The following is a 16075-nucleotide window of genomic DNA, read 5'->3' on the forward strand; positions in this document are numbered from 1 at the left end:
TTTTGTCTACTTGTAGTGTAGCGAAAGAAGAAAAACTTCGTCAATCTTTTACGGAATAATAATTTGACCTTTTATCTTTTCAAGAGACTTCGCACCAATCCCATCAATCTCTAATAAATCTTCTATTTTCTGAAACGGACCATGTTCTTCTCGATATTTCAAAATACTTTCTGCCTTTCGAGAGCCAATCCCTGTAATTTTTTCTAGTTGTTCTTTCGCCGCTGTATTTATTCGAATCTTGCCATCTTCCTTAGAAGAAGTAAGCACACCTTGTTCTGACTCATTTTTACTCGGTATATAAAGAAGCATTTGATCTTGTACAATTTGTGCTAAATTTACTTTTTTCATATCTACTTCTGATAAAAAACCACCAGCCTTTTGAACCGCATCCTTTACGCGATCTCCTTCCTTCATTTCATATACCCCTTCTTTACTAACCGCTCCTTTCACATCAATTATAATTGTTCTTTTCTGTTCCTTTGTATCCGATATTTTCGGTTTACCCTTTTTTTCTATCTCCTTCTCTTGTACATTCATTGTAATAGGCGTTCGTTCTACATTCTGATTCGTTTTCCAAAAAACAAGAAAAAGTAAAGTTCCAATAATAGCTACTAAACCTAACCACTTTTTCGGAAAATCCCACATCATTTTACACCTCTAATCATAAATTTATAACATCATTCATATTGTTTAGGAGAAAGCTGTTACGAAGGAGGGATGAAACTTTGAACATAGGAATTATAGGGACAGGAAACATGGGAAATATACTAATCGATGCATTTTTAGAAACCCGTGCTGTCAAACCTTCTTGCCTTACAATCATTAATCGGACGCCCGCAAAAGCATATCATATAAAAGAAAAATACCCTTCTGTTCAGATAGCAAAAACAATCCCGGAAGTAATCGAACAATCACAACTTATTTTTATTTGTGTTAAGCCGATAGATATATACCCTATCCTAAAAAAATACGCTGAACATTTTTCTGATGAAACGTGCTTAGTTTCTATTACAAGTCCAATATCTCCATCACAATTAGAGACTCTCGTACCTTGCCACGTCGCGCGTATCATTCCAAGTATCACAAATCGCGCTCTCTCTGGCGCCTCACTATTTACATTTGGAGATAATTGCTCTGAAGAATGGCAACAAAAACTACTTCGTCTATTCAAAAACATTTCTACACCTCTTGTAATAAAAGAAGATATAACGCGCGTTTCATCTGATATAGCAAGTTGCGGTCCTGCTTTCTTTAGTTATTTACTACAATGCTTCATTAACGCTGCTGTAGATAAAACAAATATTACACACGAAGAGGCTACTACTTTAGTAAGTGAAATGGTCGTGGGGATGGGGAAATTACTTGAAAAAGAAATCTTCACATTACCTACCTTACAAGAAAAGGTTTGCGTGAAAGGCGGCGTTACTGGGGAAGGCATTCGGGTTTTAGAAGAACACGTTGGAGATATGTTCCATAAGTTAATCGAGCGAACACATGAAAAATTTGATGAAGATTTAGAATGCGTTGATCAGCAATTCAATAAACACACATAATAAATACGTCATTTTCATTCCAAATCCTTTTTATAAATACTTACTTTTTTACAATACATTTTCACTTCAACTACTATTCCCACACTTTACGCATACGATCTTTAGATTATGCTAGAACTAAAAATACATCTTCTTTATAAAACAAAAGCAACCTTCTCGGTTGCTTTTGTTTTTATCCGTTTTTCTTCGCCATGAAGAAAATACGCTCTGTTTGTTCTGTAACTTCAAGTCGCTCAAAATCACCTGTTACACGAAGCACTGTAAAACCTGCTTCTTCAAGCCATTTCGTTAACTCTTCCACTTGATATGCACGTTGCACGTGACATTCGTCAAACCGATGGTACACATCTTCTTCTAGATCTTGAACAAAGAATGTTAAATCATGCTCTACACTATTTGATTCTTCACCAGGGAAGCAATTCCAAATAAGAGATATTTCTTCTCCATTCACTGTATACGTTTCATTTTGAAATACATGATGTATTTTATATAAAGAGTGTACATCAAATAAAAACAAACCATCTTGACGTAAATGGTGAAATACTCTTCTAAATGTTTCTTGTACTCCATCTTCTTGCAATACATAATTTAATGAATCACAAAAAATCGTTACACAGTCAAACTCACCCGGAACATCAAGCTCGCGCATATCTTGTTGGTAAAAAGGAATAAAATGCCCTTCTCCGCCTAGTTTTTGCTGAGCGACTGTTAACATTTCTTCTGAAAGATCGACACCTATTAAATCGTAACCCTTTTGCACAAGCGGCAGGGTTACATTACCTGTACCGCATGCTACATCAAGAATTTTTGCCTCTTTCATACCTGCCTGCTGTAAACTTCCCTCTGTAAATTCCACCCATTTATCATAAGGGACATCATTCATTAGTTCGTCGTACAACAATGCAAATTGTTCGTATTTCATTGGCCTAACTCTTCTGTAATATCTTCACGTGGCACATCGCCCCATAGACGCTCTAAATTATAGTGATTACGCTCATCTTTATGGAATACATGAGCAACTACATCTCCAAGATCAACTAATACCCAACGTGCTTCGTCAAACCCTTCCATACGTTGTACGTCGATTTGGAACTCATGTGCTTTTGATTTAATTTCACGTGCAATTGCTTGCACTTGTTTATCTGAATTTCCGTGACAAATAATGAAATAATCTGCAATTGGTGAAATACCTTGCATATTTAGGACAACCATATCTTCTGCTCTCTTATCATCAGCTGCTTTTGCCGCTAATACTAATAATTCTTTATCGTTCATTTACTCATTTCCTCCTTGATAACTGCATTGTATGTTTGGAATGTTAATGGATAAATCGTCTGATCTTTTTCCATTAAAAATTGAATTGTTCTCTTTAACGCAAATAATAGGGCTTGATTTATATCCGTATATGCGAGTTTACGAGCCTCTTCCACTCCTGGAAACTTTCGCCCAGGTTCAATGTAATCAGCTACATAAATCACTTTATCTAACATCGTCATATTCTCATGACCACTTGTATGATATGTAATAGCTTGCAAAATTTCAGAATCCGTAATGCCTACTTCTTTTTCTACTAAGTATGCCCCAACAGGTGCATGCCATAACTCTTTGTTATAGCAAAGTAAATCTTTCGGCAAATCTTCACGTTTAATAATCTCTTCCATTTCTGAAATTGCTCTACATTTCGCATAATCATGGAATATAGCTGCCATCTCTGCTTTTTTCTCGTCCACACCGTATAACTTAGCAAGCTCAATCGCTGTCTCCATTACACCAATTGTGTGTATATAACGTTTTTCATGCATTTGTTGTTTGACAATATGCAGTGCATTCTCACGATTCATACAACCCATTCCTCTCGATATATACCTGTACTTTTTCAGGAAGTAAATATTTACACGTTTTCTTCTCTTTATATCTCTCACGTAATAAGGATGAAGAAACTGCAAATTCCGGAATTTCCACTGTAGTAATCTTATATGGTGTATGCAATGTATACCCAGGTCTTGCAACTCCAACAAACGTTACAAGATTAAGTAAAGCTTCAATGTTATACCACTTCGGTAAATATTCAACCATATCCCCACCAATAATAAAGTGAAACTGCACATCCGGATACTTCTTCGTCAATTGTAACATAGTGTCATACGTATAAGATGGGCCCTTCCTACTTAGCTCTTCTAAACAAATAGAAAAGTGTTCTTCTGCCTCAGTCGCGAGTTCTAACATATGTAAACGACTTTCTACACTTGTAATATTCCGCCCTTGTTTATGTGGGGGAATCTGGTTTGGCAAGAACCATACTTCTTCCAAGTTCAAAGCGTGATATACTTCATTTGCAATTAGCAAATGTCCATAGTGAGGCGGATCAAATGTACCGCCAATGATGCCAATTTTCCTCAAAAGAAACGCCCCTTCCTTTTATATACAGCAACTCTCCTCGGTTAGAAATGAAGAGAGTTGCTATTAATAAAAGTTCAATTGGTTTCGCTCTCTACATCATTACGCATCAGCGATAAAAATAGCCCATGCTAATCTTTTTATCGAGGAAGCTTAATTTGTTTATTTTCTCTTGATTCTTTGTATAAAACGATTGTGCTTCCAATTACTTGAACGATTTCAGCACGTGCACCTTTTGCAAGTTCTTCCGCAACCTCACGGCGATCAAATTCACAGTTTTGTAATACACTTACTTTAAATAACTCACGAGCTTCTAAAGTATCTGCAATTTGTTTAATCATATTTTCATTTACTCCGCCTTTTCCTACTTGAAAAATTGGTGTTAAATGATGTGCTTGTGCACGTAAAAATCTTTTTTGTTTTCCTGTTAACATATATGTTAGCCTCCAAGCTTTTCTATAACTAATTGTTTCATTCTCTCGATATTTGGCGTGCGTCCTGTCCACATTTCAAATGCAAGTGCTCCTTGATAAACAAACATATCAATACCATTTTGAATGATTGCACCTTGCTCTTTTGCCTCACATAAAATTTTCGTTTGAAACGGATTATAAATTATATCTGATACAATCGTTCCTTTTTTTAACGAACAAATTTGTAATGGCGTATATTCTACGTGCGGATGCATACCTATCGTTGTCGTCTGAATGATAATATCATAATTTCCTTGTTCTTCTGTCGCTTTTTCTAACGACAAAGCAACAGAATTAACATCGGCCGTACGTGCAGCAATAAGTTCCTTCGCCTTATTTACTGTACGATTAGCTACATCAATATCTTTTACACCTACATCAGCAAGAGAAAAATAAATAGCTCGGCTAGCACCACCTGAACCAAGTAACAAAATACGTTTCCCTTGAAGTGGTTCATTACTAATTGACTGCAGCGCTCGAACAAAACCAATCCCGTCTGTGTTATAGCCAATTAATCTTCCATCCTTATGAACCACTGTATTTACTGCACCGATTTTCCTTGCCAATGGGTCAATCTCATCCAAATACTCCATAATAGCAACCTTGTGCGGAGTTGTTACATTAAATCCTGAAATACCTAATGCTTTTAAACCTCTTACTGCTTCCCCTAGCAATTCCTCTTCAACAAGGAACGCATGATAATGGGCATCCATATTCAAGTGTTCAAATGCATCATTATGCATAACGGGTGATAATGAATGTCCAATTGGATTTCCGATTACACCATATAATTGTTTCATAAATCCCTCTCCATATTAAATTAAAGATTTACGTAGTGAAACACTTACTCCTTTTGGTACGTGTGCAACAATTTTTGCTCCTGGTTCGTTCACAGTAACCCATCCTAATCCAGAGAATACAACATCCGTTTTAGGTTCACGAATATTAAATTCGTATTTCACTAGCTCAGGCATATTTGCTAATTCTTCTGGCGTTGGTGGGCTTAGTAAATCCCCGGCATGATTTTTATATAATTCATCTGCTTTCTCAAGCTTTGTACGATGGATTGTTAAGCGATTCGAGAAGTGACAAGTAAATGCACGACGACCACCACTTACATAATCAAAACGTGCCAATCCACTAAAGAATAACGTTTGTTCTTCATTTAATTGGAATACCATCGGCTTAATTTCTTTTGTTGGTGTAATAAGCTTTAAGCTTTGCTTTCCAACATAATGAGCCATTTGGTGGTGGTTAATAATACCTGGCGTATCATATAAAGAAGACTCTTCGTCCAATGGAATATCAATTAAATCCAGTGTTGTTCCTGGGAAATGAGATGTTGTAATTACATTTTCAGTCTCATCACTAAATTCTTTAATCATACGATTAATAAATGTCGATTTCCCTACATTCGTACATCCAACAACATAAACATCTTTGCCGCCGCGATAATACTCAATAGCATCTGCTAGTTCAGCAATTCCTTGTCCCTTCGCTGCACTAATTAAAAAGACATCTTCTGGTTTTAATCCTAGCTGCTTTGCACTATAGCGCATCCAATGTTTTACTTTATCATGTTTTACTGACTTTGGAATTAAATCAGCTTTATTTCCAACAAGTAATACTTTATTATTCCCTACGAAACGATGTAAGCCAGGTAACCAGCTACCATTAAAATCAAAAATATCTACAATTTTGACTACTAATGCATCTGATTTTCCAATTCCATTTAAAATGCGTAGGAAGTCATCATCTGTTAACGATACATCTTGAATTTCATTGTAATGCTTCAAGCGAAAACAACGTTGACAAATGACTTGTTCTTTCTCTAAAGATGAGGCAGGAGCATACCCCACTTCGTTTTTATTTTCTGTTTGAATTTCTACACCGCAACCAATACATTTAATTGTTTCAGTCAAACTTTATTCCTCCCAGTTAATTAAACCTTTTTTCTTCATATTTTTCATAATTCTTCGTTCAATTTTTCGATTAAAGCGCGTTACTAATCCGTCCGTTTGTGCTACCGGTACAACTAAAATTGTATGAAGGCCTACTCGGTTTCCACCAAGCACGTCAGTCAGTAACTGATCTCCAATTACTACAACTTCATCTGGCTGCAAACGCATCTCTTGTATCGCACGCTTAAATGCGCGAACAAATGGTTTACGTGCACTATGAATAAATGGAATACCTAATGGATCAGCAAAATCTTTCACACGTTGCTCATTATTATTTGAAACGACCGTTACTTGAATGCCTTGCTCTTTCATTTCCAAGAACCATTTTTCAAGTTGCGGCGTTGCATTGGGACGATCCCATTCAATTAAAGTGTTATCTAAGTCAGTAATAACGCCTTTAATCCCACGTTTTTTTAAATCTTCTGGTTGAACATGATATACATTTTTCACATATTCATTTGGTAAAAATAGTTTCAATTTCTTTCACCTCTTTGAGGATTTTTCATAAAATTTTTCGACAACATTTTTCGATATATAACCTGTGGATAAAATTGTACACATTTTCCACATTAATTTTTCAGTTAATTTGGAATTTACTAACAAACTATACACACTTTATCCACCTAGGTATGTGGATAACCACTCGTTTGTGACTGTCATATTTTTTTGGTACATTAAATGCATCAACGAATCAATCCTTATATTATTAGGAGGTGACTCACCTTGAAAACAAAACATATGGAACAGTTATCCACTGAGTTACTCACTGAGTCTTATTATAAAGCAAAAGAACTAAAATTAAATCCCGACTTCATTTTACTTATAAAACAAGAAATCATTAGACGCTCATTAGAGGACAAGCTTGTCAAATCATCTTGATTACATATAAAGTGAAAGTTTAATCAGCCCTTACCAATCAAACAGTTACAGGATAAATTATTAGATGCCCTGTAAAAAGAGCCATCCTACGATGGCTCTCGAATAAACAAGTACTCCCATCTAGGGGATTTCATCATTAAGTATCTTTGCCCATAACTCTTACTTACGGTTATAAAAGCTTTTCTTTATTTATGAGCTAAGCGAGTAGCTATTTTTTCACCAAGACGAAGCTCTTGTCCACTCTTTAATTCCTGCACTACTTCTATCATATCTTTTTCAAACAATAACACAACTGTTGAACCAAATGTAAAGTATGCCATTTCTTCACCTTTTTGAACAGTGTCTCTCTCATGCAAAAGCTCAATACTATTAACAAACATAGCACCTACTTTTACAAGAGCCATATGCTCGCCATCACTGCTTACTTCTGTAACAGAACGATAATTTTTTGACAGTGGTTCTTTCCCGTATTCCATACCAGCTGCATTTACCGGATATGATTTTCTACCGAGTACAAATCTTTCAGTCACAGAACCAGAAAGCGGACTATGAATGCGATGATAATGACTTGGACTCAAATAAATTACCATATATGTACCGCCTGCATATCGCGTTGCACGTTCTTCATTACCTAGCATATCCACAATTGAATAGCGCTTTCCTTTTATATCAAATGTTTTTGTATCCTCAATAGGACCATGATCTGCAAAAACACCATCAACAGGACTAACAATACTCGATGCATCTGTATCAATACTACGCTTTCCTTCTTTTAGCTTACGCGTAAATAATTCATGCAATGTTCTATATTCCTTCAAACCCTTTTCCATCTCATCTTGATTAATTTGAAAAACTTTCGCGTACGATGGAATAATGATAGAGCTCAAACGAGATTGTGCAAATTTACGTAATATATAAGAAGTAAAGCGACCATTTGTAAGTTCTATCATAAGTCGATATAATGTACGTCGCAAATTGCGAAACCCCCTAATCAGTCTATAACTTTAGTTTTCCCTTCTTTTCTTTCTATATCATATGTAAAATTGGTTCTTATTCCCACATATCATATAAAGCAGCCTTATTATATATACAGAAAACTAAGTATGGTATTATTCTTAAATTATTTAGCACCTTCTAATATTACAGATAGAATCCGTCATTTTCAACAGTGAACATGTATTTCTTCTTAGCATAACGCGTTTTCTTTTCTTATTTACAATAAAAAAAGCAGCCCATTTTAAATATGGCTGCTTCTAATACACTTTACTCTTTCGCTTTTTTCTCTTTCTCTGCCCTTACAAACTCGTGGAACATTTTCATTAAAGCACGCTTTTCAATCCGTGATACGTAGCTTCTAGAAATACCAAGCGCCTTAGCGATTTCCCGCTGTGTTTTCTCCTTATCTAGCCCAAGTCCAAAACGTTTCACAATCACTTCTTTTTCTCTTTCGTCTAAAATATCGATATACTCTTTAATTTTTTCTAACTCCATACTAAGCTGAATCATATCAATTACATCTTCAGACTCTGATTTTAATATATCAATAAGCGATATTTCATTGCCCTCTTTATCTTGCCCGATCGGATCATGAAGTGAAACATCTTTTTTCGTTTTCTTTAGTACACGTAAATGCATCAAAATTTCATTTTCAATACAGCGTGCTGCATACGTCGCAAGCTTCGTTCCCTTTCCTGCAGAATAGCTCTCGATCGCTTTAATGAGCCCGATCGTACCAATTGAAATTAAATCTTCTGCATCTTCTCCTGTGTTCTCAAATTTTTTAACGATATGAGCTACAAGCCGTAAATTATGTTCAATTAAAAGATTTCTCGCTTGAGCATCACCTTGCTCCATTAACTCTAAGTACTTTCTCTCATCATCTGATGATAACGGCTGCGGGAACGCATTGTTCTTCACATAAGAAACAAAGACAAACACTTCTCGAACCATATATCCAATTGCGGCGAATAGACTCAAACCTTTCACCTCCGCCAAAATAGTGGTCTTTATTATGTGTATGTGGGCGTGAGGTTGTTTGTGTCTGTACAGTTTATTTATAAAACTCAACACTTCTAACATTTAAAATATTTTATCGTTATATTATAATTAAATAAAATTGTTATTTATATATGAATATGCTATTAAAGGGGACACTATTCATGATTACATTAGAACGATTATTAAATGTAACAATTTATTTAGGGGTATTTTTACTTTTCATTTCGTTCATTACTTTTGTTATTAAAAGAGGGCCTGATTTATTATTTTTTCAATTTGGAATTTCTTTATTTTTTGGAGCTCAAATTATAACTGGAATCAAATTTTTTCATAACTATGGTTTCTCCTTTCACTCAAAACTAGAACTACTTATCTTTATTTTCTATGTAATTGGAATTATTACATGTATACTATCATTCTTTCACTTTCAAAATCCGTATCGAATTTTTTTATTAATCTGTAGTTGTTTATTTTTAACTGGATCCAATTATTACTTTAAAGAAACATTAAATTTTAGTAAAAAAATTCCAAAGCAAAACAAAACTTTTTTAAGTACACAAGATGACTCTTTTCCAAAAGAAGTTCGTAAATTTTCAGAGGATTACAACAACATAATAAGAAATGATTTTTATGAAATACCGATGATTCCTACTGAATTACAGATTACAAGCAAAAAAGATTCTTCCCATAGTACATCTTACTTAGTTGAACTTCATAATAGCGAGAATAAAATTACTGATGACTCTGTACAATTAACTCCATCAGACCGTTTTTATGTGCTGTTAAATAAACAAAAAACAAAAATATCAAAAATAGTATATGAAGGGCAGAATTTTTTCACATTTACAGTCACACTAAAGGCTCTTAATTTACAGCAAGAACCAGAAATTCATAATATGTTTTTAGAAATAGATAAACGTAGAGCGATGAATCTTCTTAATTTTGAAATTAAAGCCCATACTAAAGAATGGAAAGTAATATTTAAAAGTGATAGTTCTTATTCCAATCTTCCTATCACATTTACTTTTGAAAAACGAACAGGCAAAGTATAAAAATAAAAAGAGTTATTTTTTCTTTGAAAAATAACTCTTTTTATTTTACTTACTCCAAATCTTTCTCCCCGCTTGGGCATCAATATAACGAATTTCCCGCCTACAATCAAAAGGTTCTTTATGTTTTTCATCTGTCGTTTGTTTGTAAAGTAGTTTGTATTTCGTTTCCTCTGCATCATGATCTAAAGACCATTCTAATTTAACTCGGATAGCCTCTCTGTATATTTCTAACGCTTTTTCTTTAGTTACTTTTGGTGTTATTTCGTATGTGAGCAATTCTTTTATAAAGTTGCTAGACTCCCCCGAGTAGTGCATAACAGCACCATTTTCTGCATTGATGTTAATCATAAATTGGTTATACTCTGCCGGAATATCATTTATATATACAGAAAAGATAAATCTTTCAATCCCATCTTCTGCTTCTTCACGTTCCTCCCAAAGACGCAGATATTGTGTGATATCTGGAATAACTCGTTCTAAAAATTGAAGTGCTTTTTGTAAACATTCCTCTCTAGACAGTATTTGCTTTACTTCTTTATCATCTGTCAGTTTTATAAAACCAGTTAATTCATTGGTTAATTTATCAATTTTAACGCTAACTAAATTATTATATTTCAACATCGGTAAATGCTTTTTAAAGAATTCATTCATTAAATATGGATTCTTTTCTTCTTTCTGTTTTTGTAATTCCTCTTTCGGAACAAATTTCATCCTTATTTCATCATCATTTTCTGTCTCATCTACTTTTGTAAAACCTTCTTTATTCCAGTCAAATAATTCGAATACTTCACCTCGTTCGTTACCTTTTTTCGATTTTTCAACAGCTACAGCCGAAGGCAATTTATAATGATCTGGTCCAAATAAATCTTTACCTGTACTTGCATCAATAAACGCATGACTAGGCTCTGGTTCATATACAAGATGGTACCCTTTTACTTCTTCCCCGTTTTCATACTCACATGAAGAGTATGTTAAATCTATAAATACAAGTCTCATATCTTGTCTAGCTTTCAAATTTTCTAAAACGATATTCTCCTCAACAATTTCACTTGGCCATAACGGTTTTTTCTCTATAGCTTTTTGTCCATTGTAATGAAAATGCACAACATTACCTGAAGAGTGCACTCGCACAACGCACCCTGTATTCGGCAATGGATAGCTATTCACTTCTTGCATATAATTTACTTCTTTCCAACCGCGCCTGTCGTCCTTAACCGTTACATATGTATAGAATTCATATCCTTCTTTTGTATATTTTTTCAAGAACGCATTTGCAATCTCTCTTGCCTTCTTCTCCTCTATCGCTTCCTTGCCACTTGAAAAAGGATTTTCATCATCTATCCTAAATTCAATTAAATTACCAGTATGTCTATTCAATGTAATTTGTATCGTTCTCTCCTGATCCTCTTTATGCTCCCACCATAATAGATGATACGGGTCATCAACCCCTTCTTGATCATCTACAACAAGACTATATTCATCTGGAATATTAATAATATGAGCCACTTGCTCTTTTCTTTCTTTATCTTTTTGATTCATCATACTGCTCCCTTTATTACAATTTAAGGTAATTATAACAAACAAAACTAAAGAACTATAAAAAAAGACTAGAGATATCTCTAGTCTTCTACTTCGTTTCACGATGTAACGTTACTCGCTTTAATCGTGGACAATATTTTTTTAATTCGATGCGTTCTGGATTGTTTCGTTTATTTTTTTTAGAAATGTAATTACGATCACCGCACTCCGTACAAGCTAATGTAATATTTACACGCATATTTAATTCTCCTTTCTTTCAAAAATCGCAACTAAAACGTAATGATTACGATTTATATATTATAAAACTTCATTCCATTTGTCAATTGCAAAAACAAGAAGATTCCATTTAGAATCCCCTTGTTTTTATAGTTAAATAAATTTTCTCCCGCATTAACGGGCAGTAAGACCCCCACTGATTAAAAGTTTCACTTTATTAAAACGATTCGTATGTAACAAACTCACTAATCGGCTTTCGATATCCTCGTGGGCGAGTTTTAGTCGTATCACTTTTTCCTATCGTAATCATTAAAACAGGTACTATATGCTCCGGCATATTTAATTCACTTTGTACTGCTTTTTCATCGAAACCAATCATTGGACATGTATCATAGCCATAATATTTAGCTGCGTACATAAAAGTCATCGCGCTTAACGAAGCATTTCTAATCGCTTCATCCTCCATGAAACGCTCTCCTTTTCCTTCATATAAACCTTTCGTTTGCCTAATTGTATCTTCATATTCACATTCATCAATCATTTTTAAAACTTTCATACCGAAGTAAATATTTTCAACATTTTGGTATGCTTTTTTATCACCACAAACGAGCACTACCGCTGATGCACTCGATACTTTATATTGACCGAAAGCTAATTCTTTTAATCTTTCTTTTCGCTCTTGATCACGAATTACAACATAATGTGTGTGCTGCAAATTATAGCAAGATGGAGAAAGCTTAGTTAACTCAAATATTTTTTTAAAATCCTCATCAGGGATTTCTATACCTTGTATAAATTTCATTGCAGAACGTCTAGCAATTGCTAATTCTTCAAAGTTCACCATATATCCTCCTCGATAACTGTAAATTTAAATATACATTAATTTATACAAATAGATAAATCAAATAAAAACACTTTAAATCCGAATAATAATTATGATTAACAGCAAAAAAGACAAAAAGCTGAAACAATTAGTTCATACGAAATTCACACGAATCTATTACTATAGAAACTGTACATAGTGAACTTATTAACAATCACGTTTATTTATATAAAATCTTACTCGAAAGGAGTTGAAAGTATGAAAACTAAATATCGCTTTATGATCTCATCATTTGCTGCTTGCGCTTATATGATTTGGTATTTAGTATAATAACGACCTCACTTGCAAATAGGAAAAGGTGTGTATATAAATGGAATATAATCAATCAACAGTTAACTACTGGAAAGCTTTTGTATTACCATATACATTTGCTTTAGAAGAGTTAAAAACTAAATTTGAAATTATGAACCGGGAAGCTCAATTTCTAGAGGATTACAACCCGTTTGAACATATAAAAACAAGACTAAAACAACCTGAAAGTATTATTAAAAAACTAGAGCGCAAAAGCTTATTACCAACAGTTGAAAATGCTCAAACACATTTACAAGATATTATTGGTATTCGTATTACATGTTGCTTCGTAGAAGATATCTATCATTTGAAAGAAGTCATTCAAAAACGCGAAGATATGGAAGTCATAGAAGTAAAAGATTATATCGCTAACCCAAAACGAAACGGATATAAAAGTTTACACATGATCATTAAATACCCTTTATCACTAAATTCTGGTACAAAAGATGTATTTGCAGAAATTCAGTTACGTACACTGGCAATGGACTTTTGGGCAAGTTTAGAACACAAACTTTATTATAAATATGAAGGGAAAATACCGGAGTATTTAAAAGATGAACTACATGATGCAGCAATGAAAGCTGAAGATCTGGATAATAAAATGGCCACAATTCGTCAAGATATTGATGATATTGAGGCATGTTCAAATCAAATTATGCTACCACTATAAAAAAAGGTTCTCGCCAATGAGAACCTTTTTTCTATCATTTTTGGGAAGTACGACTCCACACTTATTAAAGTTTCACGTTATTTTTTCTCTATTGTTCGAACCTCTTCAATCTTCCATTTATCCTCTTCTTTTCCAAGGGCATACTGTACTTTCTTTTGAAGAGTAATACTGTCGTCTACTTCCTTTTCTTTCGTTTCAACAATAACATACCCTACTTTACTAACTTTCATATCTATATGTTCCAATTCAATTTTCTTATTTCCCTTTTGAAATGCGGCTTCTTTTTGTGTTTTTAAGTCTTCAGCACTAGGCATCTTCTTTGAAAATAACTCCATATGTTCTGCAAGATTTTTTTCATTGGTCGTTCGCACAAATGTATGAATAACATCTTGAATAGATTTCTCTTCTTCTTTTGTTATTTGTACCTTTTCCTCAGTTTTTTTAGTAGTAGATTTTTGTGCTACATTATTCTCTTCTTGTTGACATCCAACTAGTAATACTACAAATGCTAGAAGGAATCTTAATTTCGCAAATATTTTTTTCATATTTCCAACTCCTAAAAAGAAAAGCGAGGCAGTTCGCCTCACTTTCGCTCTTAATTAGCGTCTTCCTTTATTCGGATCACCGCCACCAACAATATCAAAGACACGTTTCGCTATATTTGTATTCTCTTGAACGCCAGAGAACAAGTATTTACCTGGACCAAATGCATACACGTTCACATCTTCCCCTGTATGTCCACCTGTTGTCCAGCCTGTAACCGAGCGCTTATTGAAAATATCTTCAATTGCATTATCAATCTTTGTTACATCTTTTGACGGAGCTATATCATTTACAGCTTGAATTTCTTCTGGAGTTAATTGTAAATCAATATACTTTTTCAATGTTTCTTCTACATTTGCACCTTTTGCAATCTCATTTGCCATAAAGTCTGGTGTGCGTTTTGCAGCTTTAATTGGATCTACTTTAAAGTTATACTCGCCATTGGCACCTAAAGATAAGCCACCAGTAGCGTGATCTGCCGTTGCAACAACTAACGTATTTTTATCTTTTTTCGCAAACTCAATCGCTGCTTTGAAAGCTTTTTCGAAGTCTTCCATTTCACTCATTGCACCAACAATATCATTATCATGTCCAGCCCAGTCGATTTGACTTCCTTCCACCATTAAGAAGAAACCATTTTTATTTTTGTTCAAACGCTCAATTGCTGCATTAGTCATTTCTTCTAATGAAGGTGTTTTCTCATTGCGGTCAATCATTTTATCTAATCCACCTGGTGCAAATAAACCAAGAATTTGATCATTTTTATCATTTAACAATTGATCTCGATCCGTTACATAGCTATAACCAGATTTCTTAAACTCTTCTGTAAGATTACGATCTTTTCTAACAAAGTTCTTTACGCCGCCGCCAAGCATAACATCTACCTTATGCTTCCCTTTAATTTTCTCATCAAAATAATCATTTGCAATTGCGTCCATATTTTTACGGCTAATGTCATGCGCACCGAAAGCAGCTGGTGTTGCATGTGTAATTTCAGAAGTTGCAACGAGTCCCGTTGATTTCCCTTTTTCTTTCGCTTGCTCAAGAACTGTTTTCACTTCCGCTTTATCATTATCAACTGCAATTGCAGCATTATATGTTTTAATTCCTGCTGACATAGCTGTTGCTGCCGATGCAGAGTCTGTAATATTTTCATGTTCATCTTCTGGGTATGTTTTTTGTGTTCCTACAAGATGCTTATCAAATTCTGTAGATTCCATTTCAAAGGTTTTTGGATTATCTTTCATATAACGGTGAGCCGTCATATATGAAGGACCCATACCATCCCCAATTAATACGATAACATTTTTAATCTTTGCATTGCTTCCGTTCTCATCTGCATTAACCTCACTAGAACGAGTAAAATTCCATGTTGCTACCGAAGTAACTGCTAATGATGCCACAACTGCAAATGGCCATGCTTTTTTCACAAACTTTTTCACTGTCTTGTCCCCCTAATTAGGTTATTCATTTCCCACTATCAAATTTAATGGAAGACTATTAAGAGAAAATTAGCTGTATGTAAATTTTTTGTTAACTTATGTAAATATCAGTTATAATTTGTATAAGTTTGTCTTTTTGTATCAATCATTCCGCCCTTTACAATTTAAATATAAACAA

The 16075-nt window shown here is 34.1% G+C and carries 20 protein-coding genes; 4 read left to right on the forward strand and 16 right to left on the reverse strand.

Going from position 1 to position 16075, the window contains the following annotated elements; translation table 11 throughout:
• Positions 1-48: 48 nt before the first annotated feature.
• Complete coding sequence (locus HFD78_RS07400; RefSeq protein WP_000989929.1) at positions 49-648, reverse strand: helix-hairpin-helix domain-containing protein; 600 nt, start codon at positions 646-648, stop codon at positions 49-51.
• Between the two features lie 77 nt (positions 649-725).
• Here HFD78_RS07400 and comER point away from each other — a divergent pair, with 77 nt between their 5' ends.
• The gene (gene comER, locus HFD78_RS07405; RefSeq protein WP_001020560.1) at positions 726-1553 is read left to right on the forward strand and encodes a late competence protein ComER; all 828 of its coding nucleotides are present in this window, start codon (positions 726-728) and stop codon (positions 1551-1553) included.
• A 172-nt stretch (positions 1554-1725) separates the two neighbouring features.
• Here comER and HFD78_RS07410 read toward each other — a convergent pair whose 3' ends face one another.
• The 8 genes from HFD78_RS07410 to HFD78_RS07445 form a co-directional block, all read right to left on the reverse strand.
• Positions 1726-2475, reverse strand: a complete 750-nt coding sequence (locus tag HFD78_RS07410; RefSeq protein ID WP_061654485.1) for a class I SAM-dependent DNA methyltransferase — start codon at positions 2473-2475, stop codon at positions 1726-1728.
• The gene (rsfS, locus tag HFD78_RS07415) at positions 2472-2828 is read right to left on the reverse strand and encodes a ribosome silencing factor (protein WP_000998193.1); all 357 of its coding nucleotides are present in this window, start codon (positions 2826-2828) and stop codon (positions 2472-2474) included. The genes HFD78_RS07410 and rsfS overlap by 4 nt, the downstream gene beginning before the upstream one ends.
• Positions 2825-3394 carry a bis(5'-nucleosyl)-tetraphosphatase (symmetrical) YqeK gene (gene yqeK / locus HFD78_RS07420; RefSeq protein ID WP_001078477.1) on the reverse strand — a complete coding sequence of 190 codons (570 nt, stop codon included), beginning with the start codon at positions 3392-3394 and terminating at the stop codon, positions 2825-2827. Before yqeK ends, rsfS begins: the two co-directional genes overlap by 4 nt.
• A complete protein-coding gene (nadD, locus tag HFD78_RS07425) occupies positions 3384-3953 on the reverse strand; it encodes a nicotinate-nucleotide adenylyltransferase (RefSeq protein WP_001226048.1) in 570 nt (189 codons plus the stop codon). The genes yqeK and nadD overlap by 11 nt, the downstream gene beginning before the upstream one ends.
• Positions 3954-4090: 137 nt before the next feature.
• Entirely contained in the window at positions 4091-4384 is a 294-nt protein-coding gene (yhbY, locus tag HFD78_RS07430) for a ribosome assembly RNA-binding protein YhbY (protein ID WP_000955224.1), read from the reverse strand.
• Between the two features lie 5 nt (positions 4385-4389).
• Positions 4390-5223: a shikimate dehydrogenase gene (gene aroE / locus HFD78_RS07435; protein ID WP_000812073.1), complete on the reverse strand. Its 834-nt coding sequence runs from the start codon at positions 5221-5223 to the stop codon at positions 4390-4392.
• Between the two features lie 15 nt (positions 5224-5238).
• Positions 5239-6345, reverse strand: a complete 1107-nt coding sequence (gene yqeH / locus HFD78_RS07440) for a ribosome biogenesis GTPase YqeH (RefSeq protein ID WP_000140799.1) — start codon at positions 6343-6345, stop codon at positions 5239-5241.
• Positions 6346-6348: 3 nt separating this feature from the next.
• Positions 6349-6861, reverse strand: coding sequence for a YqeG family HAD IIIA-type phosphatase (locus tag HFD78_RS07445; protein ID WP_000765314.1), 513 nt, complete (start codon positions 6859-6861; stop codon positions 6349-6351).
• Positions 6862-7107: 246 nt separating this feature from the next.
• Between HFD78_RS07445 and sda the strand changes: the two genes are divergently transcribed.
• On the forward strand, positions 7108-7263 hold the full coding sequence (gene sda, locus HFD78_RS07450) for a sporulation histidine kinase inhibitor Sda (RefSeq protein WP_000850094.1): 156 nt from the start codon (positions 7108-7110) through the stop codon (positions 7261-7263).
• Between the two features lie 185 nt (positions 7264-7448).
• On the opposite strand, the gene HFD78_RS07455 is transcribed toward sda, so the two are convergent.
• Both HFD78_RS07455 and sigK read right to left on the reverse strand, forming a co-directional pair.
• The gene (locus HFD78_RS07455; protein WP_001255000.1) at positions 7449-8237 is read right to left on the reverse strand and encodes a phosphatidylserine decarboxylase; all 789 of its coding nucleotides are present in this window, start codon (positions 8235-8237) and stop codon (positions 7449-7451) included.
• A 289-nt stretch (positions 8238-8526) separates the two neighbouring features.
• Entirely contained in the window at positions 8527-9240 is a 714-nt protein-coding gene (gene sigK, locus HFD78_RS07460; RefSeq protein WP_000051382.1) for an RNA polymerase sporulation sigma factor SigK, read from the reverse strand.
• 152 nt (positions 9241-9392) lie between these two features.
• Here sigK and HFD78_RS07465 point away from each other — a divergent pair, with 152 nt between their 5' ends.
• Entirely contained in the window at positions 9393-10313 is a 921-nt protein-coding gene (locus HFD78_RS07465; protein ID WP_002196900.1) for a hypothetical protein, read from the forward strand.
• Between the two features lie 45 nt (positions 10314-10358).
• Here the strand turns inward: HFD78_RS07465 and HFD78_RS07470 are convergent, their stop codons facing one another.
• The 3 genes from HFD78_RS07470 to HFD78_RS07480 form a co-directional block, all read right to left on the reverse strand.
• Positions 10359-11852, reverse strand: a complete 1494-nt coding sequence (locus tag HFD78_RS07470; RefSeq protein ID WP_001072071.1) for a YcdB/YcdC domain-containing protein — start codon at positions 11850-11852, stop codon at positions 10359-10361.
• Between the two features lie 88 nt (positions 11853-11940).
• Positions 11941-12090, reverse strand: coding sequence for a 50S ribosomal protein L33 (gene rpmG / locus HFD78_RS07475; RefSeq protein ID WP_001265617.1), 150 nt, complete (start codon positions 12088-12090; stop codon positions 11941-11943).
• Between the two features lie 195 nt (positions 12091-12285).
• Positions 12286-12912: a nitroreductase family protein gene (locus HFD78_RS07480; protein WP_000245978.1), complete on the reverse strand. Its 627-nt coding sequence runs from the start codon at positions 12910-12912 to the stop codon at positions 12286-12288.
• A gap of 349 nt (positions 12913-13261) precedes the next feature.
• On the opposite strand from HFD78_RS07480, the gene HFD78_RS07485 reads away from it, so the two are divergent.
• Positions 13262-13912, forward strand: a complete 651-nt coding sequence (locus tag HFD78_RS07485; RefSeq protein WP_000456230.1) for a GTP pyrophosphokinase — start codon at positions 13262-13264, stop codon at positions 13910-13912.
• Between the two features lie 77 nt (positions 13913-13989).
• On the opposite strand, the gene HFD78_RS07490 is transcribed toward HFD78_RS07485, so the two are convergent.
• Both HFD78_RS07490 and HFD78_RS07495 read right to left on the reverse strand, forming a co-directional pair.
• The gene (locus tag HFD78_RS07490; protein ID WP_000717905.1) at positions 13990-14457 is read right to left on the reverse strand and encodes a hypothetical protein; all 468 of its coding nucleotides are present in this window, start codon (positions 14455-14457) and stop codon (positions 13990-13992) included.
• A 54-nt stretch (positions 14458-14511) separates the two neighbouring features.
• Positions 14512-15897, reverse strand: coding sequence for an alkaline phosphatase (locus tag HFD78_RS07495; RefSeq protein WP_000714912.1), 1386 nt, complete (start codon positions 15895-15897; stop codon positions 14512-14514).
• Positions 15898-16075 lie beyond the last annotated feature (178 nt).

Origin of the sequence: Bacillus sp. EKM501B (genome assembly GCF_011800505.1) — a bacterium.
Taxonomy (GTDB): domain Bacteria; phylum Bacillota; class Bacilli; order Bacillales; family Bacillaceae_G; genus Bacillus_A; species Bacillus_A cereus.

Coding starts and splice junctions, on each gene's coding strand:
- yqeK (WP_001078477.1), bottom strand. CDS start 3,394: ATGAATCGTGAGAATGCACTGCATATTGTCAAACAACAAATGCATGAA.
- HFD78_RS07400 (WP_000989929.1), bottom strand. CDS start 648: ATGATGTGGGATTTTCCGAAAAAGTGGTTAGGTTTAGTAGCTATTATT.
- HFD78_RS07480 (WP_000245978.1), bottom strand. CDS start 12,912: ATGGTGAACTTTGAAGAATTAGCAATTGCTAGACGTTCTGCAATGAAA.
- rsfS (WP_000998193.1), bottom strand. CDS start 2,828: ATGAACGATAAAGAATTATTAGTATTAGCGGCAAAAGCAGCTGATGAT.
- HFD78_RS07465 (WP_002196900.1), top strand. CDS start 9,393: ATGAATATGCTATTAAAGGGGACACTATTCATGATTACATTAGAACGA.
- yhbY (WP_000955224.1), bottom strand. CDS start 4,384: ATGTTAACAGGAAAACAAAAAAGATTTTTACGTGCACAAGCACATCAT.
- rpmG (WP_001265617.1), bottom strand. CDS start 12,090: ATGCGTGTAAATATTACATTAGCTTGTACGGAGTGCGGTGATCGTAAT.
- HFD78_RS07485 (WP_000456230.1), top strand. CDS start 13,262: ATGGAATATAATCAATCAACAGTTAACTACTGGAAAGCTTTTGTATTA.
- aroE (WP_000812073.1), bottom strand. CDS start 5,223: ATGAAACAATTATATGGTGTAATCGGAAATCCAATTGGACATTCATTA.
- HFD78_RS07470 (WP_001072071.1), bottom strand. CDS start 11,852: ATGAATCAAAAAGATAAAGAAAGAAAAGAGCAAGTGGCTCATATTATT.
- HFD78_RS07410 (WP_061654485.1), bottom strand. CDS start 2,475: ATGAAATACGAACAATTTGCATTGTTGTACGACGAACTAATGAATGAT.
- HFD78_RS07490 (WP_000717905.1), bottom strand. CDS start 14,457: ATGAAAAAAATATTTGCGAAATTAAGATTCCTTCTAGCATTTGTAGTA.